Source organism: Nocardia anaemiae NBRC 100462, from assembly GCF_001612725.1.
In the GTDB taxonomy this organism is placed as follows: Bacteria; Actinomycetota; Actinomycetes; order Mycobacteriales; family Mycobacteriaceae; genus Nocardia; species Nocardia anaemiae.
Map to the genome: position 1 here is coordinate 54,367 of NZ_BDAZ01000070.1, position 21,246 is coordinate 75,612.

At 63.3% G+C, this 21,246-nt stretch carries 24 protein-coding genes; 14 read left to right on the forward strand and 10 right to left on the reverse strand.

Annotation, left to right across the window (positions count from 1 at the left end; all coding sequences use genetic code 11):
* Positions 1-80: 80 nt before the first annotated feature.
* The 3 genes from NA5_RS32765 to NA5_RS32780 all read right to left on the reverse strand — a co-directional run bounded on the left by NA5_RS32765 (position 81) and on the right by NA5_RS32780 (position 1,504).
* Positions 81-665 (reverse strand): hypothetical protein, encoded by a 585-nt coding sequence (locus tag NA5_RS32765; protein WP_062992900.1) that lies wholly within the window; start codon positions 663-665, stop codon positions 81-83.
* 440 nt (positions 666-1,105) lie between these two features.
* Positions 1,106-1,258: a hypothetical protein gene (locus NA5_RS32775; protein ID WP_245672506.1), complete on the reverse strand. Its 153-nt coding sequence runs from the start codon at positions 1,256-1,258 to the stop codon at positions 1,106-1,108.
* Between the two features lie 57 nt (positions 1,259-1,315).
* A complete protein-coding gene (locus NA5_RS32780) occupies positions 1,316-1,504 on the reverse strand; it encodes a hypothetical protein (RefSeq protein WP_062992903.1) in 189 nt (62 codons plus the stop codon).
* A 217-nt stretch (positions 1,505-1,721) separates the two neighbouring features.
* Here NA5_RS32780 and NA5_RS32785 point away from each other — a divergent pair, with 217 nt between their 5' ends.
* Both NA5_RS32785 and NA5_RS32790 read left to right on the forward strand, forming a co-directional pair.
* The gene (locus NA5_RS32785) at positions 1,722-2,189 is read left to right on the forward strand and encodes an NUDIX hydrolase (protein ID WP_062992904.1); all 468 of its coding nucleotides are present in this window, start codon (positions 1,722-1,724) and stop codon (positions 2,187-2,189) included.
* 43 nt (positions 2,190-2,232) lie between these two features.
* Positions 2,233-3,123 carry a carbohydrate kinase family protein gene (locus NA5_RS32790; protein ID WP_218020208.1) on the forward strand — a complete coding sequence of 297 codons (891 nt, stop codon included), beginning with the start codon at positions 2,233-2,235 and terminating at the stop codon, positions 3,121-3,123.
* Here the strand turns inward: NA5_RS32790 and NA5_RS32795 are convergent.
* The 3 genes from NA5_RS32795 to NA5_RS32805 are packed head-to-tail and all read right to left on the reverse strand — an operon-like array spanning position 3,120 to position 5,613.
* The gene (locus tag NA5_RS32795; protein WP_062992906.1) at positions 3,120-3,773 is read right to left on the reverse strand and encodes a hypothetical protein; all 654 of its coding nucleotides are present in this window, start codon (positions 3,771-3,773) and stop codon (positions 3,120-3,122) included. The two genes, NA5_RS32790 and NA5_RS32795, sit on opposite strands and share 4 nt — an antisense overlap.
* Before the next feature lie 8 nt (positions 3,774-3,781).
* Positions 3,782-4,933, reverse strand: coding sequence for a radical SAM protein (locus tag NA5_RS32800; RefSeq protein WP_062992907.1), 1,152 nt, complete (start codon positions 4,931-4,933; stop codon positions 3,782-3,784).
* Positions 4,930-5,613, reverse strand: coding sequence for a hypothetical protein (locus tag NA5_RS32805; RefSeq protein ID WP_062992908.1), 684 nt, complete (start codon positions 5,611-5,613; stop codon positions 4,930-4,932). The genes NA5_RS32800 and NA5_RS32805 overlap by 4 nt, the downstream gene beginning before the upstream one ends.
* Positions 5,614-5,640: 27 nt before the next feature.
* Here NA5_RS32805 and NA5_RS32810 point away from each other — a divergent pair, with 27 nt between their 5' ends.
* A complete protein-coding gene (locus NA5_RS32810) occupies positions 5,641-7,245 on the forward strand; it encodes an NsdA family TPR-like regulatory protein (protein WP_245672507.1) in 1,605 nt (534 codons plus the stop codon).
* Here NA5_RS32810 and NA5_RS32815 read toward each other — a convergent pair.
* A complete protein-coding gene (locus NA5_RS32815; protein ID WP_062992910.1) occupies positions 7,234-8,052 on the reverse strand; it encodes an alpha/beta hydrolase in 819 nt (272 codons plus the stop codon). The genes NA5_RS32810 and NA5_RS32815 overlap by 12 nt on opposite strands.
* A gap of 299 nt (positions 8,053-8,351) precedes the next feature.
* Between NA5_RS32815 and NA5_RS40890 the strand changes: the two genes are divergently transcribed.
* Both NA5_RS40890 and NA5_RS40895 read left to right on the forward strand, forming a co-directional pair.
* On the forward strand, positions 8,352-8,834 hold the full coding sequence (locus NA5_RS40890) for a hypothetical protein (RefSeq protein ID WP_157110769.1): 483 nt from the start codon (positions 8,352-8,354) through the stop codon (positions 8,832-8,834).
* Positions 8,835-9,189: 355 nt separating this feature from the next.
* Positions 9,190-9,777 carry a hypothetical protein gene (locus NA5_RS40895; RefSeq protein WP_157110770.1) on the forward strand — a complete coding sequence of 196 codons (588 nt, stop codon included), beginning with the start codon at positions 9,190-9,192 and terminating at the stop codon, positions 9,775-9,777.
* A 9-nt stretch (positions 9,778-9,786) separates the two neighbouring features.
* Here the strand turns inward: NA5_RS40895 and NA5_RS32820 are convergent, their stop codons facing one another.
* A complete protein-coding gene (locus NA5_RS32820; protein WP_062992911.1) occupies positions 9,787-10,212 on the reverse strand; it encodes a hypothetical protein in 426 nt (141 codons plus the stop codon).
* 455 nt (positions 10,213-10,667) lie between these two features.
* On the reverse strand, positions 10,668-11,681 hold the full coding sequence (locus tag NA5_RS32825) for an alcohol dehydrogenase catalytic domain-containing protein (protein WP_062992924.1): 1,014 nt from the start codon (positions 11,679-11,681) through the stop codon (positions 10,668-10,670).
* A gap of 537 nt (positions 11,682-12,218) precedes the next feature.
* Here NA5_RS32825 and NA5_RS32830 point away from each other — a divergent pair.
* The 9 genes from NA5_RS32830 to NA5_RS32860 all read left to right on the forward strand — a co-directional run bounded on the left by NA5_RS32830 (position 12,219) and on the right by NA5_RS32860 (position 18,017).
* The gene (locus NA5_RS32830; RefSeq protein WP_062992912.1) at positions 12,219-13,004 is read left to right on the forward strand and encodes an SDR family NAD(P)-dependent oxidoreductase; all 786 of its coding nucleotides are present in this window, start codon (positions 12,219-12,221) and stop codon (positions 13,002-13,004) included.
* Between the two features lie 155 nt (positions 13,005-13,159).
* Positions 13,160-13,426, forward strand: coding sequence for a TetR/AcrR family transcriptional regulator (locus NA5_RS32835; RefSeq protein WP_062992913.1), 267 nt, complete (start codon positions 13,160-13,162; stop codon positions 13,424-13,426).
* Positions 13,427-13,646: 220 nt separating this feature from the next.
* A complete protein-coding gene (locus NA5_RS32840) occupies positions 13,647-14,402 on the forward strand; it encodes an SDR family NAD(P)-dependent oxidoreductase (RefSeq protein ID WP_062992914.1) in 756 nt (251 codons plus the stop codon).
* 24 nt (positions 14,403-14,426) lie between these two features.
* Entirely contained in the window at positions 14,427-15,296 is an 870-nt protein-coding gene (locus NA5_RS32845; protein WP_062992915.1) for an ABC transporter substrate-binding protein, read from the forward strand.
* 56 nt (positions 15,297-15,352) lie between these two features.
* Complete coding sequence (locus NA5_RS43350; protein ID WP_371856475.1) at positions 15,353-15,619, forward strand: VOC family protein; 267 nt, start codon at positions 15,353-15,355, stop codon at positions 15,617-15,619.
* Positions 15,620-15,855: 236 nt separating this feature from the next.
* Positions 15,856-15,939, forward strand: coding sequence for a hypothetical protein (locus NA5_RS43355; protein ID WP_371856476.1), 84 nt, complete (start codon positions 15,856-15,858; stop codon positions 15,937-15,939).
* 4 nt (positions 15,940-15,943) lie between these two features.
* Complete coding sequence (locus tag NA5_RS32850; RefSeq protein ID WP_281201769.1) at positions 15,944-16,519, forward strand: SDR family NAD(P)-dependent oxidoreductase; 576 nt, start codon at positions 15,944-15,946, stop codon at positions 16,517-16,519.
* Between the two features lie 294 nt (positions 16,520-16,813).
* Positions 16,814-17,311 carry a hypothetical protein gene (locus NA5_RS32855; RefSeq protein WP_062992917.1) on the forward strand — a complete coding sequence of 166 codons (498 nt, stop codon included), beginning with the start codon at positions 16,814-16,816 and terminating at the stop codon, positions 17,309-17,311.
* Between the two features lie 31 nt (positions 17,312-17,342).
* Positions 17,343-18,017, forward strand: a complete 675-nt coding sequence (locus tag NA5_RS32860; protein WP_062992918.1) for an RNA polymerase sigma factor — start codon at positions 17,343-17,345, stop codon at positions 18,015-18,017.
* 3 nt (positions 18,018-18,020) lie between these two features.
* Here the strand turns inward: NA5_RS32860 and NA5_RS32865 are convergent.
* The coding region (locus NA5_RS32865; protein WP_218020209.1) for an nSTAND1 domain-containing NTPase at positions 18,021-21,246 on the reverse strand (3,226 nt) is incomplete at its 5' end.

The window sequence follows — 21,246 nt, forward strand, 5'->3', positions numbered from 1 at the left end:
AGCGGGCGTGCGTGGGCGCGCATGATGGATATGGTTAGGGTGTTGAACGTTCGCCGACTTCGGCGAACGATTAGAGCCGCTTATATTCCCCCGTTGGGAACGTGTTTTCCGTAATGTGGTGCGGGCCAATTTTGGCCGCAGCCGGTCAGAAGTTCGACGACTCCCGCCTGCTCCCATTGTTCACTTGTAGGATCTGGCGGAAGCAGAACAGCTTCCGTTATCCAGGTTCTAGGCAATTTCGTCGTGACGCGCCGTTCGACCCGTGTCACTTTACCCGTTTCCGGGTCTTCATGAAGATAGTCGAGTAGCGATGGATCGCTGTCGTATTTCTCCACAACCAGCAAGTAGATCGTGGGCACGAGGCGCACGAACTGCCCCCAGAGGGCATCTTCCGCCCGTGGATCAAGCCACAGATGATCACGTGACGACACATCGTTCTGAAGACCCAAAAGCCACCAGTCGAAGTACGTCCAAAGTGACTCGAAGCCTTTGGTTTGATTGTGGTCGGCTTTAAGGGCCTCGCCATACGAGTCAGTGGTACCGTCGAATTTCGAAACAAACTCGAAGAACTCATCCCGAGCCTTGAATACCTTTTGAGTAAGTTGTTCAATCAGACGTGGATCTTCGTATCCCTCGTCTTCATAGTTAATGTCCATGATTTGCATCAGGAGGTTTCCCCTCTACTGATGCGCGCCCAACAGTATTGTACCATATTTTGTATTAAATTGCAATATTAACAGCGCGGGGAACGGACGGCCTACTGCTATCGCGGCTGCATTTCCGATGAAGCTCCACTTGCTTATAATTACTATTAGGCGATTTAGACCCAACGATCGCCGTACCGGCCTCTGTCTCGATTCACTCCACCGTCCAACAGGGGAAGTTCTTCTGTGTCGTCGCTCCACTCATGGAGATCGGGCGTTTGGTCGTCGATGTACGCGAATGGCTGCTCGTTTAATGGTCGTTCATCAGTTGCGGCCATTGCACCGAGCGCATGCCGACCGTGCAGCTCGGTTGTCTTCCACCAGTAGCCAACTCGGAACGACAGCACTGCCGTAAAGAGCGTCGAGGCTGCCCACACGATCAGGACGAGGGGCGACATTGCTCAGTCACCGTCTTCGATCAACAGCAGGTACGCCGCTTCCAGATGCACGATGCATTCGTCCGGATGGTGGCGGCGGTGGATGTACAGCAGCTCCCTGGCGCGTTCCACGGTGAGATCGAGTAGCTGCACCTGGCACATGAACTCGGCCAGCATGCCGTCCGCTTGAACAAACGTCCTGTGGTTCAGAGGTTCTGGCGTAGCCATCAGGCATCAATCCCAGAGCGCCGAGCAGGGCAGCGGCGGCAGATCTGCCCGCACGTTGCCATCGACGGTCACCGTGAGCGCCGGACAGCACTGCGCCAGTTCATCGGCCACATTCCGGGCCTGCTCGGCGCTGGCCTGATAGTCCAGCCGCAGCGCGCCGGACTCAATGTGGATGTGCCGCAGGTCTTCCGTCATTTCCCGGTTCCTCCCGTTGGCGACCGGGCCGCTACAGGGCGGCCCAAGGTCGAGCCTGGTCCGGGTGGCCGAACGGTTCTATACCGGCGGTTGCCCTGCGGGTATGCGTCCGGCGCATATTCGGCAAGCTGGCCGCGCATTAGGCTCGGGGCGCTTCACGAGCTTCAGCCGCCGGGTCACGGCATCAAGACAGCAACAAAACGAAAGGAAAGCATTTATGAGTAGTGCAGCAACCGAAACGATTCAGGACGCAAAGCCGCAGCGGTACAAGGTAACTGGCGATGTTCACTTGGTCCTGCGCCGCGGTGACACCGTGCTTTACGGGCAGCGCTCCAACACCGGGTTCGAGGACGGCGCATGGCACCTGCCCGCCGGCCACCTGGAAGCTGGCGAATCTGTCGTCACTGCGCTGATCCGCGAAGCCGCCGAGGAGATCGGCGTGACGATCAGGCCGGAGGATGTGCAGTTCAGCCACTTCATGCACAACTCGTCGTCCGGTGGCCGCATGGCGATCTTCTTCACTGTCACCGATTGGCAGGGCGAGCCCGAGAACTGTGAGCCTGATAAGTGCAGCGCGCTCGACTGGTTCGCGCTCGACACTCCGCCCGAGCGCATGATCGACTACTGCCGGGTCGCGATGAAGCACATCGCCGAGGGCACGCCGTTTTCGGTCTACGGCTGGTAGAGCTATGACGCTCCAGTCCGGCCCGGTGGTGTGCGTCAGCTACTTGGCGCTGGCGGAGCTGTGGAATATGCCCCGATTTCCGTCAGCGAACCACGGGGCAGAAATCCGAAGCGTTGAGTGGTCGGTAGCAGCCGACGGGCCGATGACAGCGGCGGCGCTCGCATCCCTGGGAGCGCCCGCGTTGCTCGTCGCCAATGACATCGGCGACGACGAACAAGGCCAGCACGTTCACCGCTGGCTGGAGGAGCGCGGCGTCGAGCGAACCTTTGCCATCCGTTCGGAGGTCGTCACGCCGCGGATCGTCGTGGCAGCCGACGACGATCACACTCGGACCTGGTTCGCGCATCTGCCGGGTGTGGTCAGCAGTCTGGACCGCGCCGACTTGTCGCCGATCGCCAGTGCATCGTTTCTCTACCTGGACTGCTATCAGCTCATAGAGCGAGCAGCGCTCCGGGTAATCGAGGCCGGCCGCGCGGCCGAGGTGCCGATGCTGCTCAACCTGGGCGGCTCCGAACTCTCGCAGGCAGTGGCTTCCGCCGTCCGTGGGTGTTCGCAGCTGGTAATCCAAACCAACGTTGATGATGCCGCCCACGCCGCGGCGCCGGAGATGGCGAGATCATTGTTGGTTCGGACCGGCGCGGCCTGGGTGGTCGTGACGGTCGGAGTATTCGGCGCGGTCGCTGTCAGCAGATCGGAAACGCTGTCCGCGCCCAGCTTCCCGGTGGAAGTTCGGCACACCCATTGTGCAGGGGCCGCGTTCTCGGCGGGGCTGCTTTACGGCCTGCGGTCAGGATGGCCGATGCATCGTGGCATGCTGCTTGGATCGGCCAGCAGGGCACTCCGGTGCGCACGACACCAGAGTGCCCTGCTGCCGAGCTTGGACGAGTTGCGGGCGGTTATCGCCTCGGCGGGCTCGGAGTCCGTCGCCAGCTAGAACAACTGCCGCTCGTCCAGGCAGCCGATAAGCTCTTGCAACCTGGCGGGCGTCATGCGCTTGCGGAGCGCGTCTTCCGCCGATTCCTGCGTCGCGCCGTACTGCCACCACGCCTCGTCCGTCTTGCGGTCCATTACCAGGAACTTGTCCTTGACCGCCGGGCCGCGGATCACCAGCGACACGGTGTACGGCTCGGCCACGACGGCGTGAACCATTGTGTGGTGCAGGGCGTAGGTCGTGCCCACCGGCTCCTCCCGCGCTTGCAACACCGGCAGTTTCATGGGCTCGATGTGTTCGTCTACCTCGGCGTTGCCGAACAGATAGTGCCGGTACTGCCCGCGCAGGATGCGGCTGGCGTAGGACCAGCGGTGGTTGTGTGGCCGATCGAAGTAGCCGGGCAGGAAAACGTGCAGGCGGATACGCACGCCGTGATCGTCGTCGGTGTGCAGCACGATCTTGTCGAGGATGTCGTAGTGCTCGCACAGGGCAAGCAGTTCCGGTCGGTCGGGCAGCTGCTCCAGCCTCGTGCGCACGATCCGGGGCTCGGCGGCGAGTTCATTCAGGGCTTCGCGGCAGTTGAGTTCGACGTCGTCGATGTCGTTCCAGTCGATCCAGCACAGATTCTCGGCGATCCGGTCCATGTCGTCCATCGGGTTCCTCACTCTTCGGCTCCGGATTCGTTTTTCGCGCTGGATTTCCATAACCGGCAGACCGGCACGATGTCGTCGTATGCCTCGCAGGAGGCTTTGCCCATCACCAGCTCCTCGGCCGGGCAGCCGCCCATGCACGCGCTGGCTTTGCAGCCGCCGCAAGAGCTTTCGGCCAAAGCGCTGGTGAACAGATCGAACTCGTTGGTGTTGTGGTTGAGCTGGACGTGCCCGTCGACCATCTGGGCGAAGTACAGGTCGGTGTCGAACAGGTACGAGCAGACGTAGCAGCGGCCATCCGGGAAGATCGAGATCCGGTCCAACGTTCGGCCGATGCACCCTTGGTAGCCCTCGGCCGCGTAGCGCTCCATCTGGTCACGCCGAGCGTAGGTCGGTTGGTACCAGACACGTGTTTTGTATTCCGGCGCAACCTGATTGAGCCGATCGCAGAACGCCACCCATTCCGGCGGCGTCATTGCCATCTCGGCGTTGCCGTGGCCAGTGCCGATGGTCGAGAAGACGTGGAACTTCACCAGGCTGACGCCCAGCACGTCCGCGATGTCGAGCAGCTGCAATACATCTCGCTCATTGGCCTTGTTCACCGTGCAGATGATCCGGGTGTCGAAACCGCGCTCGGCCAGTTCGCGCGTGGTCTCCATCGCGTCATCGAACGTGCCAGCGCCGCGCACGGCATCGTGCGTCTCCCGACTGCCGCCGTCCAAGCTGACCTGCACATACGCGAAGTCATCCGGCCCCAGTTGCCGGAACTTCCTACGCGCGGGCTTCTGAGCATTCGTCGTGGTGATGACATGCTCGTAGCCGAGCTGGCGACTGAGCTGCACGGCTTCGCAGTAGTACGGATGCAACGTCGGCTCACCGCCGAGGAGGGTGAGCTTGCTGCCGCCCAACTTGCGCCAGGTGGTCAGCGTCTCGGCGATCTTTGGCAGTGGCATCTTGAGCGCCCGCTCCAGCCGCTCGCCCATGTAGCAGTGCTCACAGCGCAGTTGGCAGGCTTCGGTGATGTAGAGGTAGACATTCCGGAAGCGGCCGTAGGCCACGCGGTCGATGCGCTCTGGCGCGGGGAGGTCGATCCGGCGCGGCATGCGGGCGTGGCCGTAGCCATCACCTCGGAGGCCGGGCGTTGGCAAAGGGACGGTCGTCATAGTGATCTGCTCCGTGAGATAAGAAGCGGGGCAAGCAGTTCCGCTGCTCCGTCGATCGTGTTGGTGGTATCGAGCTGGGTGACGGTGATCCCGGCATCGGTAAAGCCCGCTCGGATTCCGGCTGCCGTGTGGTGGTAGCGCTGCATCCGGGCTTTGAGCAGCCGAGGTGAATCACCACGCCGGGGATGCAAGAGGCCGCCGCAGTGGGCGCACTGCCACGGGTCGTCGTTGCTCGGAATCGCCGGCAACCGCGGATCGGAGATCGGGTCGCGTTCGCAGCGGTGGCAGACCTTGCGGTTTCTGGCCCGCTGCTTGAGCGTCCGTACGTCCGTGACCACTTCGATGGCTTCGATATGCGGCGTCGGGGTGAGCATCCACAGCGTGGTCAGGAGCTGGTCGACCTGGTTGGCCGATCCCGGAAAGTTGTCGAGCAGGATGGTATGCACGTCGGGGTCATCGTGGGCAGTGTTGAAGTAGGAGTGCAGCGCCTCGGCCACGGTGAACTCGTCGATCCAGCCGAGTTGTTCGCTGCTGGTCGCCGTCGCGGCCAGCACCTCCTTGGAGACGTGCTCGCGCAGCCGGAACACCTGGCGCCCTGGTGCCGATCCGAGACGCAGCGTCAGGGTTGTTTTGCCAGCGGCGGGTGGCCCGAAAACCGGAACGACGAGGGACAATGCCACGGTCTCCCCCCTTTCCCTAGTGGACCTTTGGGTGACTGGCTAAGGGTCAGCCGCCTGCGCAAAAACGGCCACGACGCGGGGGTATACGCGCTATGTATGAAACGTATAGCGGCCAATGCCAGGCCCTGGTACGGTCACGCGACCAGGGCAAACGGCGTACCAACGCCCAAGAGACCCCAGGGGAAACAAACCATGAAACGGGCATCCCAGGAGCAGCGCTACTGCGCCCGATGCGGTTCCAGGTTGAATCGCTACAACCCCGAACCTCTCTGCGCCCCTTGCGAATCCGCATCTCGCGGTGAGCGGCAACAGCCGCCAAGCGTTTCCGGTGAGTTCTGGCAGACCGACCAGATCCGCGATGCCCTCGCGACCTGGCACATGGGCCGAGTGATCTTCGCTTATCGGACGCATCCGTACCACGGCCGACCACTGCCGCAGGAGCTTGTCGCCAATTGGCTCGAATTGACCCAGGCACAGCTCAGCCGCATCGAGAAAGGCCCTGCCCCCGAACAGCTCTCGAAGTTGGTGCGGTGGGCACAGATCCTCGGTATCCCGGCGGAGCTGCTGTGGTTCAAAGTGCCATCGTCCGTCGACAGCGTGACGGCAGCGGGGCTATCTATCTCGCGCGGGGCTGGCGATAACGCCCTACTGCTGGCTCGCTGGTTGGCGTCGGATGGAGCTGATCCTCCTCCGGTCGGTAATGCCGACGAGCTGCAGCGTGTCGGCGCGGCCCTGGACAACGCGCACCGCTACTTCGACGGACCTGTGGTGGACTTCTTCCGCCAGCAGCTCGTCCGATGCAAGGCGGACGATGGCACTCTTGGCCCTGCCGCAGCGCTCCCGCTGGTTCTCGGTGTCCTCGGGGCCATTCGCCGGCATAGCCGTGATGCCAAGCCCGAGATCCGGCGTCAGCTGCTGGAGGTCGGGGCCGATGGTGCCGAATTTGCAGGCTGGCTCTACCGTGACCTGCACGATCCGCTGACCGCGACGTTCCTCTACGACCGGGCAATGGAATGGGCGCAAGCGGCGGGCAGCTTGCCGCTCCAGGGCTACGTCCTGCTCAAGAAGTCCCAAATGGCCTACGACACGCAGGATGCGGGCGCCGTGCTGTCCTTGGCGCAGGCCGCCAGCACCGGACCGTGGCAGCTCCCGCCTCGTGCTCAGGCGGAGGTGATACAGCAGGAAGCGCTTGGTCTCGCCATGACCGGCGAACCGCTGGCCGCGGTCGAACAGAATCTCGGGCACGCCCAGCAGTTGTTATCCGCTGCCGAGGATGCCGGTGGGGACAGGCTCGGGGCCTACTTCAATCAAGGCACGCTTCTCGTCCGTTCGGCCTGTTGTTATACCGAAGCGGGCAAGCCGCACCAGGCCGTGCAGCTGTTCGGAGATGTGCTGGCGGGCGGCACCCTCTCCAAGCGCGACAGCGGCTTATTCGGGGCTCGGCAGGCCAAGGCGCTGGCGCTCGGCGGTGAACCCGATGAAGCGGCGACCGTTGCTGCCACGGCGGTCGCTGTCGCCAGGGAAACCAGATCCGAGCGCACCATGAACGTGGTGGTCGAAGTTGTTCGGGCGCTCGACCCGTGGCGCAACCGGCCGAGTGTCCGGATGCTGAGCGACGTCCTAATGCCGTAGCCACTGCGCCACGATGCCGATGACTTCGGCCTGGTACTCCTGGCTCTTGGGGTTGAGGTACTGCGGATCATCGTGGACGGCGAAGCCGTGCTGCGAACCGTCGATCTCCACCAGTTCGACAGGTGCGGTGAACTGAGCGACCGCGGCGCGCGAGCCGTCGATCGGTACTAGCGTGTCAGCGTTGCCGTGGACGATGAGGGTCGGCGTCTTGATCTCGCCGAGCACCTCGTTCGGCTTCAGCCAGAACACTTCGTTCAGGAGTGGGCGGCCATGCTTGAGCGTCGGTGTGAACTGAATGGCGCCGGTCTCGTTCAGTTCGCGGGCTGCCTTGTCGTTTATGACGTCGTCCGTCCAGTACGGCCGGGTGTCGATGGTCCGCTTCTTGTAGTCGAACTGCGGATTGAGCAGGACCAGCCGCGCCAGTTCGTCCGGACGCTTGGCGGCGTAGTAGCCGCAGATGCCACCGCCGAAGCTCGCACCCAAGAGGCTCAACTCGTCCGCGTCGGTGGTCTCCCGGAGGTGCGCCAGACTGACGTGGATGTCGTTCAGGATGGTGGAAAGCGTCAGCTCCTCCTGTCTGCCCTCGCTCTCGCCATGACCGCGAAGATCGCAGCGGAGCGACGCGATGCCGACATCGGCCAGGCCCGCCGCCAGGCGAGTGAAGAAGCCGCCCTCCTCGCGGGTGACGCCCCCGCCGTGTACCAGCAGGACGGCACGCGCTGCTGGCCGTCCGGGAGTGACGAGGGTAGCTGCAAGGTGGAGGCCGTCGAGTGTGCGGATTCGGGTGGTGGCGCTGGCTGATGGCACCGCCCCAGTGAAGCAGAGGTGCGCCCCCGCGACCAGGTGGCGCTCACGATGTAGGACGAGACAATCAGCACGTATTGATCAGGAAATATGGTCATTTTTTGGCGACCACTCTCTGTTCCTACTCGCCCTTTGACAGACTGGAATGGTTACAAAAGACATGGCAAACATCGCCACTCAGCAGACGAGCTAACAGTAGTAGGTATTAGGTTTAGCTCATAAACTATGATTAAACTCTTGCATTTTAAATAAACAAGTAGCATTATGGTTTATAGAATCAAATTAACGGAGGACAAACATAAGTGAGCAGTAGAATTACTGAGGATGGCGCGGCGCGCAAGCTCCAGTCTTTCTTCAAAAACGTGACTGACGACTTTGCATCAAAGAGAAAAATATTCGAGAACGAGGGTCGCGATCTCGGTAGGCCAGCCGATAACAGCTGGTTCCATAACTATACGAGCGTCTTGAAGAAATATGGATTGGCAACACCGGTGAAAGGGAGCGAGAATGGCGTCGTCGTTACCAAGGGGCTGAGTCTCACGGACAAAGGTCGAGCGGTGATATTCAAGGATCAGGGCCTGCAAGAACCGCCACAGTTGGTGCCACAGCCTATCGCTTCGCCTACTACCCCAGCCATAGCACATCGTGAGGTACAAGAGACCACCCCGGCCGGTGTCCTAGCTGGCATCCTTTCTGAGATTGAATCCTACAATGCGGGTCCATCTCCCTGGGAGATCGTGATTAACGACGTTCATATTAGGAAGAAAGGAGCGCCGATGGAATAGGGTGGGCCTGTTGTGCCTATTCGCCCAAGCAAGGGATGGCCTTGGAAACCACCAGAAACGTCGTGAGACACTGGTAAGACCCTTGCTTGGACGGATGAGCATAACGTCCTCAGATGCCGCGCACCGCTAGTATGGAATTAAAGAACCGAGGAATTCGCGTTAGCGCCGTACGCACAATCAATCTATGTACTTTACTATAAATTTGCACGAGCCATTTGTCAATATTGCTAAGGTAGTGACTTCCAATACTGCCTTGCGCTTTCATACCTACATTAAGACGTATCTACCGCGCGGTTGCGGGTGAGGTAATCGACTTATTGACCAACGCTGGCACCACCCCCCATTTTACAATATCATGAGAAAGTCAAGAATTAAGAGAGGAATCGCTAGTATTGGGGATGCACAAGACCTCCCTATACGTTTGTCGGTTGAACGGGGCATCATCGGTACCGTTAGGGATACCGCGCTCACTTGTCAGTATTCGAAAAACGCGGGCGCAGACAGGCGAGCTGCTAACGTATGGCGACTATTTACAGTATTTGCACTCTTCGGCGTAATAATTGCCGCAGGTTGGATAGTATGGATCGTAAGCACAGATCGTGATCCCAACTGGCACACCCTGGCAGCCAAGACTGTATTTACAGCTTCTCTTTCAGGTTTCGCGATCTATGCATCTAGGCAGTCCAGTGAGCATCGTCGCGCCCAGCGGCACGCAGAAGAGATGGCCGCTCAGCTGGCTGCTCTTAAGCCATATTTAGGAGATATAGAAGATGCCGCAAAACGAGATCAGCTTTCAGCCGATGTTGCGCTCAGGCTATTTGGACATTCGGCAACTCAAAATCCTCTCAAGAAGACGAAAAACAAGGGCCGCACCGATTCGATCATTCTTCTTAAACAGGCGATGACACTTATTGGGCAGCTGTCCAAAAATGTCAGGCCGTAGTGGAATATCTTAGCTTGACCTCTCCGCCACCGCCGGCCGCATCCGCACCCCCGCTCGCTTCAACGCCTTAGCTACCGTGCTTGCATCCACCCCCAGTTCCTTGCCGATCCTTGCCGTCGTCCAGGCCTCGTCAACATAGAGCCGCGTTGCCCGCTCTGTCAGCTGCGGCGTCATCTTCACCTTTGGCCGCTTCATCACCCCAGCTCGCCGTAGGTGAGCCTCCACCGTGTTCCGGTGCATCTCGAACCGCCGACCAAGCTCCACCATCGACACCCCGCGCCGATACGCATCCACCAACTCTGCAACCTCCTCTGGTTGCAGCTTCCGGTTCGGCCGATACGACGCCTCATCGTCTGGTTTCTCGCAAACTGCCTGCTCGGGGCGCTCAGACCGAACTTCCACCTCATCCCCCAACTCCCGAACCAGCCGCGCCAACGGGGTAGGAAAACTTGAAAGGGCTTCACGGAGGCGCACACCATTTCCGCAGGTCAGCCGGTTTCTTTACCCGTACATCGCTTTCGCGATTGCCAGCAAAACGAAAAGCGCAGGTCAATCGGTTGCCCGTGCGAATCCACTAGGAAACACAAAACATGGGCAACTGGTGTCGGCAGCACGTGAAAAATGGATCCGGCACAGACTTCGTGATCGACCGGCTTCGGGATGCGAAGGGGCGGTGGATAGTTCATGATGTCGCGGGTGCTCTGATCTTGGTCCGCTGAGTGTCCTGTTTCCGCATCTGGATGGTCTGCGGATCGAGGTGATCCATGCGGCCGGTTCAACAGTGCGGATCGCCGGTGGCGTGCTGCGAGTGCCCGAGGGACGGCCGATTCCCCCCGAAAAGTTCAGCGAAGCGGTGCATTCCGCGCCTGGCGGTAGAGCGGGGAGCAGGATCACATAGTGAGGACCATCCGGTAGCGAGCTCGGCCTTCGTCCGCGTTCGTGTATGCCTGGGCGGCATCGGCCAAGGGACGCTCCTCGGTGCGGGCCCGGACACCAGTGAGGACGGCGAACTGCATCGCCTCTTCTACGTCGCGGGCGGTCCCCGCGGGGTGCCCGATCACGCTGTATCCGGGCAGGATCAGCTGCAGGGGACTGATCGGGAGCGGTTCTGTGGCAGCGCCGATCAGTATGAGTTCGCCTTGCGGGCGCAGGCCGCCGATCGTGGCGGCCATCGCTGGCGAGTTCGCGGCGGTTGCCAGCACAACGGACACCCCGCCGAGCCCTCGCAGTGCGTCGCCGACGTCGCCATCGGTGGAGTCCACATAGTGGTGGGCCCCGAGCGCCAGAGCGTCGTCGCGCTTGCCGGTTCCGCGGGCGATCGCGATGGTCTCGAACCCCATCGCGCGGGAGAACTGGATCCCGAGGTGGCCGAGACCGCCGATGCCCAGGACCGCGACCCGGTCACCGGGCAGCGCATGGGTCTTGCGGAGGGCGTCGAAGGTGGTGACTCCGGCGCAGCTCATCGGCGCGGCCTCGGTGAAGGAAAGCTCGTCCGGGATGCGGGCGAGGGCATTGACCGGAACCGTGACCGACTCGGCGTACCCACCTGGATAATGCCAGCTCGGAACCTGCAGATTTTCGCAGTGGATGAAGACACCCTGACGGCAGGGAACGCACCGGTTGCAGTGACCGCCGAACCATCCCACCGCGACGCGCTCCCCGGCACCGAAGCCATCCACACCGGCGCCGAGCTCGGCAATGGTTCCGGCGATTTCGTGGCCCGGGGTCAGGGGCCAGGTCATCCCGGGGAATCCACCGTTGACGAAGCCGTGATCGGTTCCGCAGATTCCACACGCGGACACCGCGATTCGGGCTTGACCGGGGTTGGGTGAGCGGGTTTCGACGTCGACGAGGGTCAACTTCTCCCCTGCCGAAGCGACGTGTACTGCTTGATGAGTGGGCATCTTCATCCTCGCTGTCCGTGTCGGGTGCTACTGGGATCAAGCGCTTCCACATGCGAAAACCAGCCGGTCGCCGACCGAGAGACCCGGTCCAAGAGTGCTCGCGAAGCATAGGCGGACGTGGCGGTCACGACCCCTCATTCCGAGCCCCGGTTCCTTGCGGCTGTTGGCTGAGCCAGCGACCGGGCCCACTTCCGATCAAACCGCTCGGCACAAGTTCAGACAAGAGTCGATGAACGTCCGTGCGGGCGACATCCTCCACATCGAGGTGACGGCGTCGCGCACCAAGGTATCGCGGTCCAACCCGGCCTGCGGCATCGTCACCAACGCAGACAACACAAACAACGAATACTGCGAGACACAACCGCGCAACTGTTGGTTTTCACGAAGTGGTACGGCTCAGTCGATGCGGTCTGAGGCCTGAGCGGGCAGCTCGGGCGAATTCGCCGTTACGTTGCAGGCTGGATAGGCTGTCTGTGCCGACGGTGCGGTCATCGGTCGTGCTGGAGTCGGTTCTCACTCCGTCAAGGGAGAGTGACCATGGACCTGCATCTCGACGGAAAAATCGCGGTCGTCACCGGCGCCAGCCGAGGCATTGGGCTCGCGATCACCGAGCACCTCACCGACGCCGGTGCGCATGTGGTTGCGGGAGCACGCACCAAGAGCGATCGCATCGCCGAGCTCCAGTCCAACGGGAAAGTGACATTCGTACCGGGCGACCTCGCCGGCACCGAGGCTCCTGCAGAACTGGTCGCGGCCGCCTCCCGACTGGGAGGAACGGACATCCTGATCAACAACGCCGGCGCGGTCACCCCGAGACCCGGTGGATTCACCACCGTCACCGATGAAGACTGGGAATCGTCGTGGGCATTGGGAATGATGGGGGCCGTGCGCACCACCCGCTCGGCGATCCCGGAAATGCTGCGCCGGGGTGGTGGCGCGATCGTCATGATCGGGTCCGTCAACGCCTTCTTCCCGGACCCCGGTGTGGTCGATTACTGCGCGGTCAAGGCGGCGCTCACCAATCTCACCAAGGCGCTGTCGAAAGAGTTCGGCCCGCAGGGCATTCGGGCGAATTCGATCAGTCCGGGGCCGGTGCTCACGGACCTGTGGCTCGGCAGCGGAGGAGTTGCCGAGACGGTCGCGAAGGCCAGCGGCAGCAGCGCCCGAGCGGTGGCAGACCAAGCAGTGGCGGACACACCGAGCGGACGATTCACTACCCCCGACGAGGTCGCGGATCTGGCCTTGTTCCTCGTCTCGGACCGGGCAGCCAACATCACCGGCGCCGACATGACCATCGACGGCGGGTTCATCACCACCGTGTAGTCGGCCCGGACCACCATCTCGCCTGGCGGGCGACCGGCCAACCCGCTGCCCTGCTCAGCACATCCGATCGACGCTAGCGGAATCCGGTCCTGACGTCCGCTAAAGGAGCGTTGACCTATGTCGGTTCAACCCCACATGATGAGTAGGCATGAGCGGTGAGTAAGAAGACGATCCAACGGCACTTCTCGGACAAGAAAAGCCTGATGACGGCCGTGTTGGACTGGCAGTTCGAAGCCTTCGAGCGTGCGGTTGGCGCGACATTGGAGGAAGAGGAAGGCACGTTGTTCGGCGAGCAGATCCAGCGGTTCCCGTTCGCGACGTGCGGTGGGTTCGAGCGGATCGATGCAGCCCAGCTCGGAACCCGTCGCGGCGACGCGGTGCTGTGTCGACACGTGGCACAACGCATCGACACCATCGTCTAGCAGCGGCTCGACGAGCTGTTCCGGGACGGATATCGGCGTGGGCCGCTGCCGGCGCCACCCGAGCTGCTCGGTGAGATCACTCGGCGGCGCGGTGGAGCGGCTGCTCAACCCGCGGATATCCGCACGAACTCGACTAGACCGCGGCCGATCTGCTCCGCACGACCGCGGACACGGTGCTCTACGGGGCGATCCGCCTGGGCGGCGACAGGGAGGCAGATTCATGACCGAGGCAACCAGCCGGCTGGCTCTCGTGACCGGGTCGAGCAGCGGAATCGGCGCGGCCACCGCGCGCCTGCTGGTCGCGCGCGGACTCCGCGTGGTGGTCAACTACCTGCACAGCAAGGCTGCTGCCGACGAAGTCGTCGCGGACATCGAAGCCGCGGGCGGCCAGGCCATGGCCGTACCGGCCGACGTGCGTGAAGCGGCGGCCGTCGACACCCTGCTCGAACGCGTCCGGTCGGCGTGGGGCGACGTCGATGTTCTGGTGCACAACGCACTCACCCCGTACGCGATCAAACCGTTCCAGGAGATGACCTGGGCAGAACTGGGCGGCAAGCTCGACGACGAGATGCGCGCGGCTTTCGTCGTCACCAAGGCCGTCCTACCCGGGATGACCGATCAGGGCTGGGGACGGCTGATCTATCTCGGCACCGGCCTGAGCCGCAGACCTCGCGAGGGCATGATCGCATTGGGCACGGCCAAGGCCGCGCTCACGCAGTTCGCCCGATACCTCGCGCAGGAACTGGGCCCGGCGGGCGTCACCGTCAACGTCGTCGAGCCCGGTCCCGTAGCCGAGACCAGGATGTCGCAGGTACTCGATGAGGAGCTGACGCGGCAGCAGGTGGCCGCCACACCGCTCGGCCGCCTGGCGCTCCCGGCCGACGTCGCCAACGCGGTCGCCTTCTATGCGGGCGAGGAAAGCTCCTTCATGACCGGCACCACCGCCGCGGTCAACGGCGGAATGGCCATGTACTGAGCGAAGGTTCGGAAGGAAACGGTCATGCACGCCATCGATCTCGCCTTCGTCGGGCGCGGCCTGCACGAGGAACTGGCCGCCTACATCGCCGACCAAGAGGATTTCTACGCCGACGAGAACGTGCACGTCGCACTGCGGGACGGGTGCGCCTGGGGCGAGCAGCGGCTGCATCGCGGCGCCACCATCGGGCTCGGCCGGGCACTGCTGTCCCGGCTGACCGACGGCACCTCCTGGGTCGCGCTCACCGTCAACACCCAGCGCCCACTTTTCTGGTTCCTCGCCCGCCCGGACGTGAGCTCTCTGGCCGATCTGGCGGGCCGACGTCTCGCGGTACACGAACCGCACACCGCGCCGGGATGTTTCGCGCGCATCGTGTTGCGTGGGGCAGGGCTCGACCCGGACCACGACGTCCACTGCGTCGTCCGGCCACCCGGCGACTACGGCATGGACCTGCGTCGATTGCGCGACGGCGAGATCGATGCCGCGTTCGTCGGCAGCACCATGGCCCCGGAGGCGATAGCCGCCGAATGCGGCTGGCGGATCGTGGCCTGGGTTGGCGACCACTTCCAGATCCCCACCGTGGGTGTTGCCGCCGACCCGACCCACGTCCAGCCCGACGGTCCCGCCATTCAGGCCGTTGTACGCGCTCATCGACGCGCCCTACAAGTTATCCACAACGATCCCGACACCACCGTGCGGTACCTCCGGACGTTTCTCGGGCGGCATACCGAGGCCGAGGTTCGCGCCCACTACGAGACCTTCATCGCACCGTATTTCACGACCGACGGCCGGGCCGATCTCACCGTCGCAGACAACGCGATCACGGCGGTCGCCGCCGAACTCGGCGTGCACGCCACCTTCACAGCAGCCGAGTTCTATCGCACCACACCCTGACAAGCCCACCGCAAAATCCACGAAATCTGAAGGCAGGGAACAACTTATAAAGATTCTTGTCTTCGGCAGCGGACTCATCGCTCCCAGGGAATCAGCGATCTGACCGAGTCAGCAGCTTCCTCAACCTCCGGGTCGCAGACATCGAGGCCGTGTACGCCGAATGGAGCGCCCGCGGTGCTCAATTCCTGACACCGCCGAAGCAGCACCAGTACGAGATCCGTTGCTACATCAGCGATCCCGACTGCTATCTGATCGAGGTGGGGCAAACGACCGACCCAGAGGGGGACTGGTCACCGTGGTTACCGTCTCCCTCGACGCCATGAAGACGGCAACAGTCGACACCCCGACCAACTGGCGTTCGACGACGGTGACCCGCGCTCCCGTCGGCCAACTCGCCTGCGCAGTGTTCACCCGGCGAGCCTGGCGCCCAACACGCTCACGTCGTAGCTGGCCATATGCTCGCTCCAAAGCCAGGCCACACCACTGCAGGCACCCGGCGAGTTGCTGATTCAGTTGCCCATGTTTTGATTAGGGAACGGCCAACTTCTGAGCGGCCCACCTGGAAGCGTTGATCCGGGCGCATCCACTGCGGGAGCGGCTCGAGGCACTGGCCATGCGGGGATTAATCGCAGAGGGCGGATGACCTGATCGCGGCTGCGGCGGATCGCGGTGGCATCGATGTACTGGTGAACAACGTCGGCGCGGTCACGGTGCAACCAGGCGGAATCGCGCGCGTTACCGACGACCAGTGGCAGGCATCCTGGGATCTCAATGTGATGGGGACGGTGCGACCGACCCGGGCCGCTCTGCCACAGATGTACCGCCGTGGCGGCGGATCGATCGTCATCATCGGATCGGTCAACCCGTACTACCCGGACCCCGGGACCTACGACTACTGTGCCACCAAGGCCGCCGTCACCAACTTCGGCAAAGCTTTGTCAAAGGAACTGGGGCCGAAGAACATTCGCGTCAACTCCATCGGTCCCGGGCCCGTGACGACTGGGCTGTGGCTGGACGAAGGTGGAGTCGCCGATACGATTGCCGACGCCAGCGGTCAGGCGCCCGACGAGGTCAGATCCGCGACCGCCGGTGCTTCCGCCATGGGCCGGTTCACCACTCCGGAGCAGGTTGCCGACCTGGTCGTGTTCCTGGCCAGCGATCGGTCTGCCAACACCACCGGATCCGATCTGCGGATCGACGGCGGCTTCGTCACCACAATTTGAGGGCCTACCAGTCACATGGCGTTCCTCACGGGTAAGTGGCGAGCCTGGAGTCCGACCAGGGGGCCATGCAGGTAGAGGTCTGCTGCATCATCGCCCCCATCGCTGGGAGGCGTTCCCGGCGGACATGTTCGGTGGTCGCTGAAACTGGTGTGCTGCAAGGAAAGACGCGCAGAGCGTTGGAGTCGGTAGTCCTCGATGAGACGGATCCGAATCTGCGCTCCCGCGGACCCAACGTTTCGTGACCCACGGCGGTTGATCCCTACGAACACCCAGTTCGATAAGGAGGAATCCGCCATGATGCAGAGCCCCACCGCCCCTGGCGACTTTGCCCATTCACACCCGGTGCCGCCGCCCAGCGGCGGGACCGCCATCACAGCCGGGGTGCTCGCCTGCCTCGGCGGTACGCACCGGCTGCTGAGTGTGCTTGTGCTCATTGCCGGGATAGCGATGTTGAGCGATCTCGACGCGGAGGGCGAAACCAATGGAGCGCAAGTGCTTTTCGCGGTATCGATCCCGGTCTTCTTGCTCGCCGGTTCGCTGTTGCTCGCCGGTGGCATCCAGATGTTTCGCAAGCATGCCTCGGCCCGTCGGCTGATCGTCATCGGCTGTGCGGTCGACATCGCCTACAGCATCATCGAGGCAGCGGTCGTGCTTGCCGTTGCCGGAGCCTCCGATGACTACGGTGTGATCGGCAGCCCGCTGTTCGCCATATTCGTGGCCGTATTCCCGATCGCCACGATCATCCTGACCTCAGCGACCTCGACCACGCGGTGGCTCGAATATCGGGCATAAGATACCGAGCGACGACAGGGAGCCAGACCACATGAGCGCGCCACTCGATCCCGCCCAGGCCCGTGATATTTCCTTTGCCGCCCTGCTGCGTGTGGTGTTGCACGAATGTGCGCAGGCTCCGCTCACGCTGCTCACCGCCGATACCGGACCGGCCGTCATCCGGATCGCCCGCGGTGGTGAGCAGCGGGAGCAAGCATTCGCCGAAATGCTGGTGGAGGCATACGAGTCGGCGAGCGAGATGCTGCTGGCCCGCATCACCAAGTTGACGCGCAACCGTGCCGATGCCGACGACATAGTGCAGACCGCGTTCATGCGGGTGTACGCGCGCTGGCCGGACCACATCACCGACGTCGAAGGGCTCCGGAAGTACCTGTGGACCACGGCGGAAAACCTGGTGAAGGATGCCATGGTCCGGGCCGCGAAGGACCGGGAACGGCTGGATTCCGATGGAAACGAACGCCTCTCGGTCCTCGCCGACCATGCCGGCCTGCCGTTCGACGACATGATCGCCTTGCGGGACATGCTGATCCGGCTCTTGGACGCACTGCCACCGCGGGAACGCCAGGCGGTCATCATCTACACCTACGAGGGAAACACCTACAAAGAGACCGCTCGGGTCATGGGCGTTGCGGAGGGCACCGTCAAGGGATACGTCCACGACGGGCTGCTGCGCGTCCGGAAATCCGTCGAGGAGCAAGTCGCTTGATCGTCAGATCCCGTGGCAGGGTGGGGTGGTGTCGGCGCCCACCGGTAGCTCGTCCCGTTCGGCCTGGGTGTACTCGCGGTCACTGATCGCGCAGAGCCGTCCCAGTACGCCATCGCGGTCGAGATTGATCGAGTACCGCGCGACACCTCCACTGCCGGAGTACCTACCGGGCTTCAGCGCGTACAGCGTATCTCCGGAGATATCCTCGTACTGCTGGTCCGAGATCTTCACATCGAAGATCTTCGCGGCGCGATCGAAGTCCCAGATCTCCAGTGTCCCGAGGTGGTCGACCACCAGCAGACCATCGGCGGTCAGTCCGACCCCATTGCCCGACGGAAACGGTTGTGCGACCCGAGTTTCCACACCGCTGTCGAAATTCTCCACGGTGTCGTCCCCGGACTTGTACCTGATGTATATCTGTGGATCGGCAGGGCTGACGAAGGCATCCTGTCTCTTGCCGCGATCGATCGGTGTGACGGGTACCGAGCGGAGCACTCGTCCGTCATCCAGGGCCCGGACAGTATCGCCGTCGATGTTCTCGATGAAGAGCTGGTCGTTGCGCGTCGGGACGAGGGCCGCCTGCGCGCCGGCCCGTACCATCCACACCAGTTCGTCGGTGTCGCGCCAAGTTCGCACGGTCTGGCCGAGCTGTTTCCCATCGCTGATCCGCCACCGGGTGACCGAGCCCGCATGGAAGAAGGCCAACTCGTCGTCGCCGGGCTGCATGATGGATGTCGGTCGCCGCAGTCCAGGTCCGAGTTCGGGCGGGACAGGTAGCGAAATACGTTGCTCGACAGCGAGTCCGGGCAACGAGAAGATGGTCATGACACCCGTCGCACCCGACAGGACGAAATGCTTCCCGTCGGCAGTGATCCGGTAGGCGGATTCGGGCGGAATCGACCCAGGCACGGCAAGGCCCACCGTCATGCGCCCGACTTCCCTTATGACGGGGGTCATTTCGACGACGCGCACCGTCGCGTTCGCATCTTCTGGGCCGCATTCGACTTCCACAACGAACGAGCCGTTGGGGCCCCACTGGACAATCCGCTGTTCGGTGACCGATCCGGCGAACACGTCCATGTCCGAGATCGCCACGGCAGGCGCGAAGCGGAGCAGGCCGCTCGGCGTGAGCTGGGCCAGCCTCGGGCCATCGTCGGTAGGGGTGACCAGTACCGTGGCCGACGTGTCCCGAGGGCTGGCTGTTTGGACGACGAAGGCCTGGCCGGTCCGTAGGTCGACGAGGTGAGTCTGGCCGAGCGTATCGCTGGCGAGAACACTCGTCGACCAGGCGTACCTTCCGCTGCTATCGATAGCCCACTCGCAGTTCTCGGTCGTCGAGCCAGAGCCGCGCAGCGTCCGCAGACGTTCGGCGCCCGTCAGCGCGTCCGAGACGACCAGTTGGTCATCGGAACATCCGGCGATCAGGCCGGTCGAGGTGATCTTACCGGCCGGCAATTCCCGAATCGGCTGTCCGGTCTTGGCGTCGCGTACGACGTTGCGCGTGACCCCGATTTTCAACTCGCGCATCGCGATCATGGTGCCGGTCGGGTCGACATAGTCCGGAAACTGGGCGAAATCCGCCAGCGGAGGCGGGGAAGAGACGAGAACGGGCCCGGCACCCGCCATGTCGTACACCTCCAGCAGGTCGGTGTGCTGGGCCTGCTGCAGCTCTGCCCGTTGAGCCTGCGCTCGGTTGAGTCGCACCGCGAGCCAGCGCCCGGTCTGATCCCAGCCGGTCGACACGGCGTTTGGTAGCAGCGGCGCAGGCTCCGGCGGACGGACCAACGCAGGACCGGTGCGGTTTCGAACATCCCAGACGGCGACCGCACCATCATCGGTCACCACGGCGAGTGCGGACCCGTTCCGGCTCAGGTTCAGCGAGGCGACCTTCCCGGTGGTCGGTGGAAGTCGCCACGGCATCGGCTCATCACCGAGCAGACCGGCCCAGACTGTGACGTCGCGGCCCTCGGCGACCGCGAGCTCGGCCCCGTCGCCACTTGCCGCCCCGAATGTCGCGTCGTGCCAAAGCCCGGTCCGGTAATCCGTCACGAACGACAACTGCACCTGCTGATACAGCAGTGCCGTCCGCACCATGTCGTCGTCCGGCGCATACCGCGCTGCGGCCTGCGCGAATTGCAGCGCCTTGTCCAGGTCGGAGTCGGCCACCCGCATGGATTCCGCCGCGAGGCTGCGCCCCGCCTGCAACCGCAACTGCGCCGCACGAGCCGCACTGCTCTGGTAGGCGACCACCGCCATCGACGTGGCCACGACCACCAGAACGGTGAGCGCTGCGGCCACCAACCGCAGGCGCCGCACCTCCCGCCCACGCAGTCGGCGGCTGGCCGCGATGAATTCCCGATGTGCTTGCGGCACATCGGATTTCCGAGCCTCGAGCTGGTCCTCCGCGGTCTCGAGAGCGGTACCGCGCAGCAATGCGTCGTGCTCGCGACCGCGCCGCTCCCAATTGTCCAGGTCCTGCGCGAAGTGTTGCTGCCAGGCGCGGAAGTCGCGGTCGGACTGCAGCAGGTCGTGCAGCCGTTCCCAGTTGTCGATGAGCGCTTGGTGCGCGAGCTCGACGGTGTCGGCGCCGTTCTTGTCGCGGCCGACGACGACCAGGCGGTCGAGCGCCAGCCGCCCGGCCACACCACGGAGCTCGGGGTACTCCCGCATCGGCAGCACCACTCGGAGGAATCCGGCGCCGCTCGAGGTCGGCACCGCGAGCAGCTTCAGGAGCCGTTCCGCGTCGGCCCGCTCGGCGGGATCAGTGAACTGCGCCATGACCTGCTCGGCCCGCCGGGCAATGGAAACCTCCACGCTGCCGACGTTTTCGTAATCGGCGAGGGTGATCCGGCCGCCGGTGTGCCGAACCCACAGGTCCGACAGCACCGACGCCAGCAACGGCAACCCGCCGGGCTGGTCGAAAACAGCGTCGATCAGCTGCTGCACCACCGCATCGTCCAGCACCACTCCGGCACGCGCGGCGGGGCGGCTGATCACGTCGCGCAGTTGGCTACGGCCCAGCGGGGCCACCGCAACCGTTGTGCTGCTGAGGAATTCGGCCAGTTCAGCGTCGAGTAGGTCGTCCAGCGCGTCCCAACGCAACGTCAGCACGATCGCCAGGCGTCCCTCGGTGTCGGCGCGGGTGAGCTCGACCAACGCCTGCAATAGCGCACGGGCCTGCCGCGGGGTCGCCACGGCCAGATCTTCGAACTGGTCGACGAACAACACC

What these genes read in the sequence shown, in the direction of transcription:
- NA5_RS32765 (WP_062992900.1), bottom strand. Translation starts at nt 665, where the DNA reads ATGCAAATCATGGACATTAACTATGAAGACGAGGGATACGAAGATCCA.
- NA5_RS32775 (WP_245672506.1), bottom strand. Translation starts at nt 1,258, where the DNA reads ATGCTGGCCGAGTTCATGTGCCAGGTGCAGCTACTCGATCTCACCGTG.
- NA5_RS32780 (WP_062992903.1), bottom strand. Translation starts at nt 1,504, where the DNA reads ATGACGGAAGACCTGCGGCACATCCACATTGAGTCCGGCGCGCTGCGG.
- NA5_RS32785 (WP_062992904.1), top strand. Translation starts at nt 1,722, where the DNA reads ATGAGTAGTGCAGCAACCGAAACGATTCAGGACGCAAAGCCGCAGCGG.
- NA5_RS32795 (WP_062992906.1), bottom strand. Translation starts at nt 3,773, where the DNA reads ATGGACGACATGGACCGGATCGCCGAGAATCTGTGCTGGATCGACTGG.
- NA5_RS32800 (WP_062992907.1), bottom strand. Translation starts at nt 4,933, where the DNA reads ATGACGACCGTCCCTTTGCCAACGCCCGGCCTCCGAGGTGATGGCTAC.
- NA5_RS40895 (WP_157110770.1), top strand. Translation starts at nt 9,190, where the DNA reads ATGAGAAAGTCAAGAATTAAGAGAGGAATCGCTAGTATTGGGGATGCA.
- NA5_RS32825 (WP_062992924.1), bottom strand. Translation starts at nt 11,681, where the DNA reads ATGCCCACTCATCAAGCAGTACACGTCGCTTCGGCAGGGGAGAAGTTG.
- NA5_RS32830 (WP_062992912.1), top strand. Translation starts at nt 12,219, where the DNA reads ATGGACCTGCATCTCGACGGAAAAATCGCGGTCGTCACCGGCGCCAGC.
- NA5_RS32840 (WP_062992914.1), top strand. Translation starts at nt 13,647, where the DNA reads ATGACCGAGGCAACCAGCCGGCTGGCTCTCGTGACCGGGTCGAGCAGC.
- NA5_RS32845 (WP_062992915.1), top strand. Translation starts at nt 14,427, where the DNA reads ATGCACGCCATCGATCTCGCCTTCGTCGGGCGCGGCCTGCACGAGGAA.
- NA5_RS32855 (WP_062992917.1), top strand. Translation starts at nt 16,814, where the DNA reads ATGATGCAGAGCCCCACCGCCCCTGGCGACTTTGCCCATTCACACCCG.
- NA5_RS32860 (WP_062992918.1), top strand. Translation starts at nt 17,343, where the DNA reads ATGAGCGCGCCACTCGATCCCGCCCAGGCCCGTGATATTTCCTTTGCC.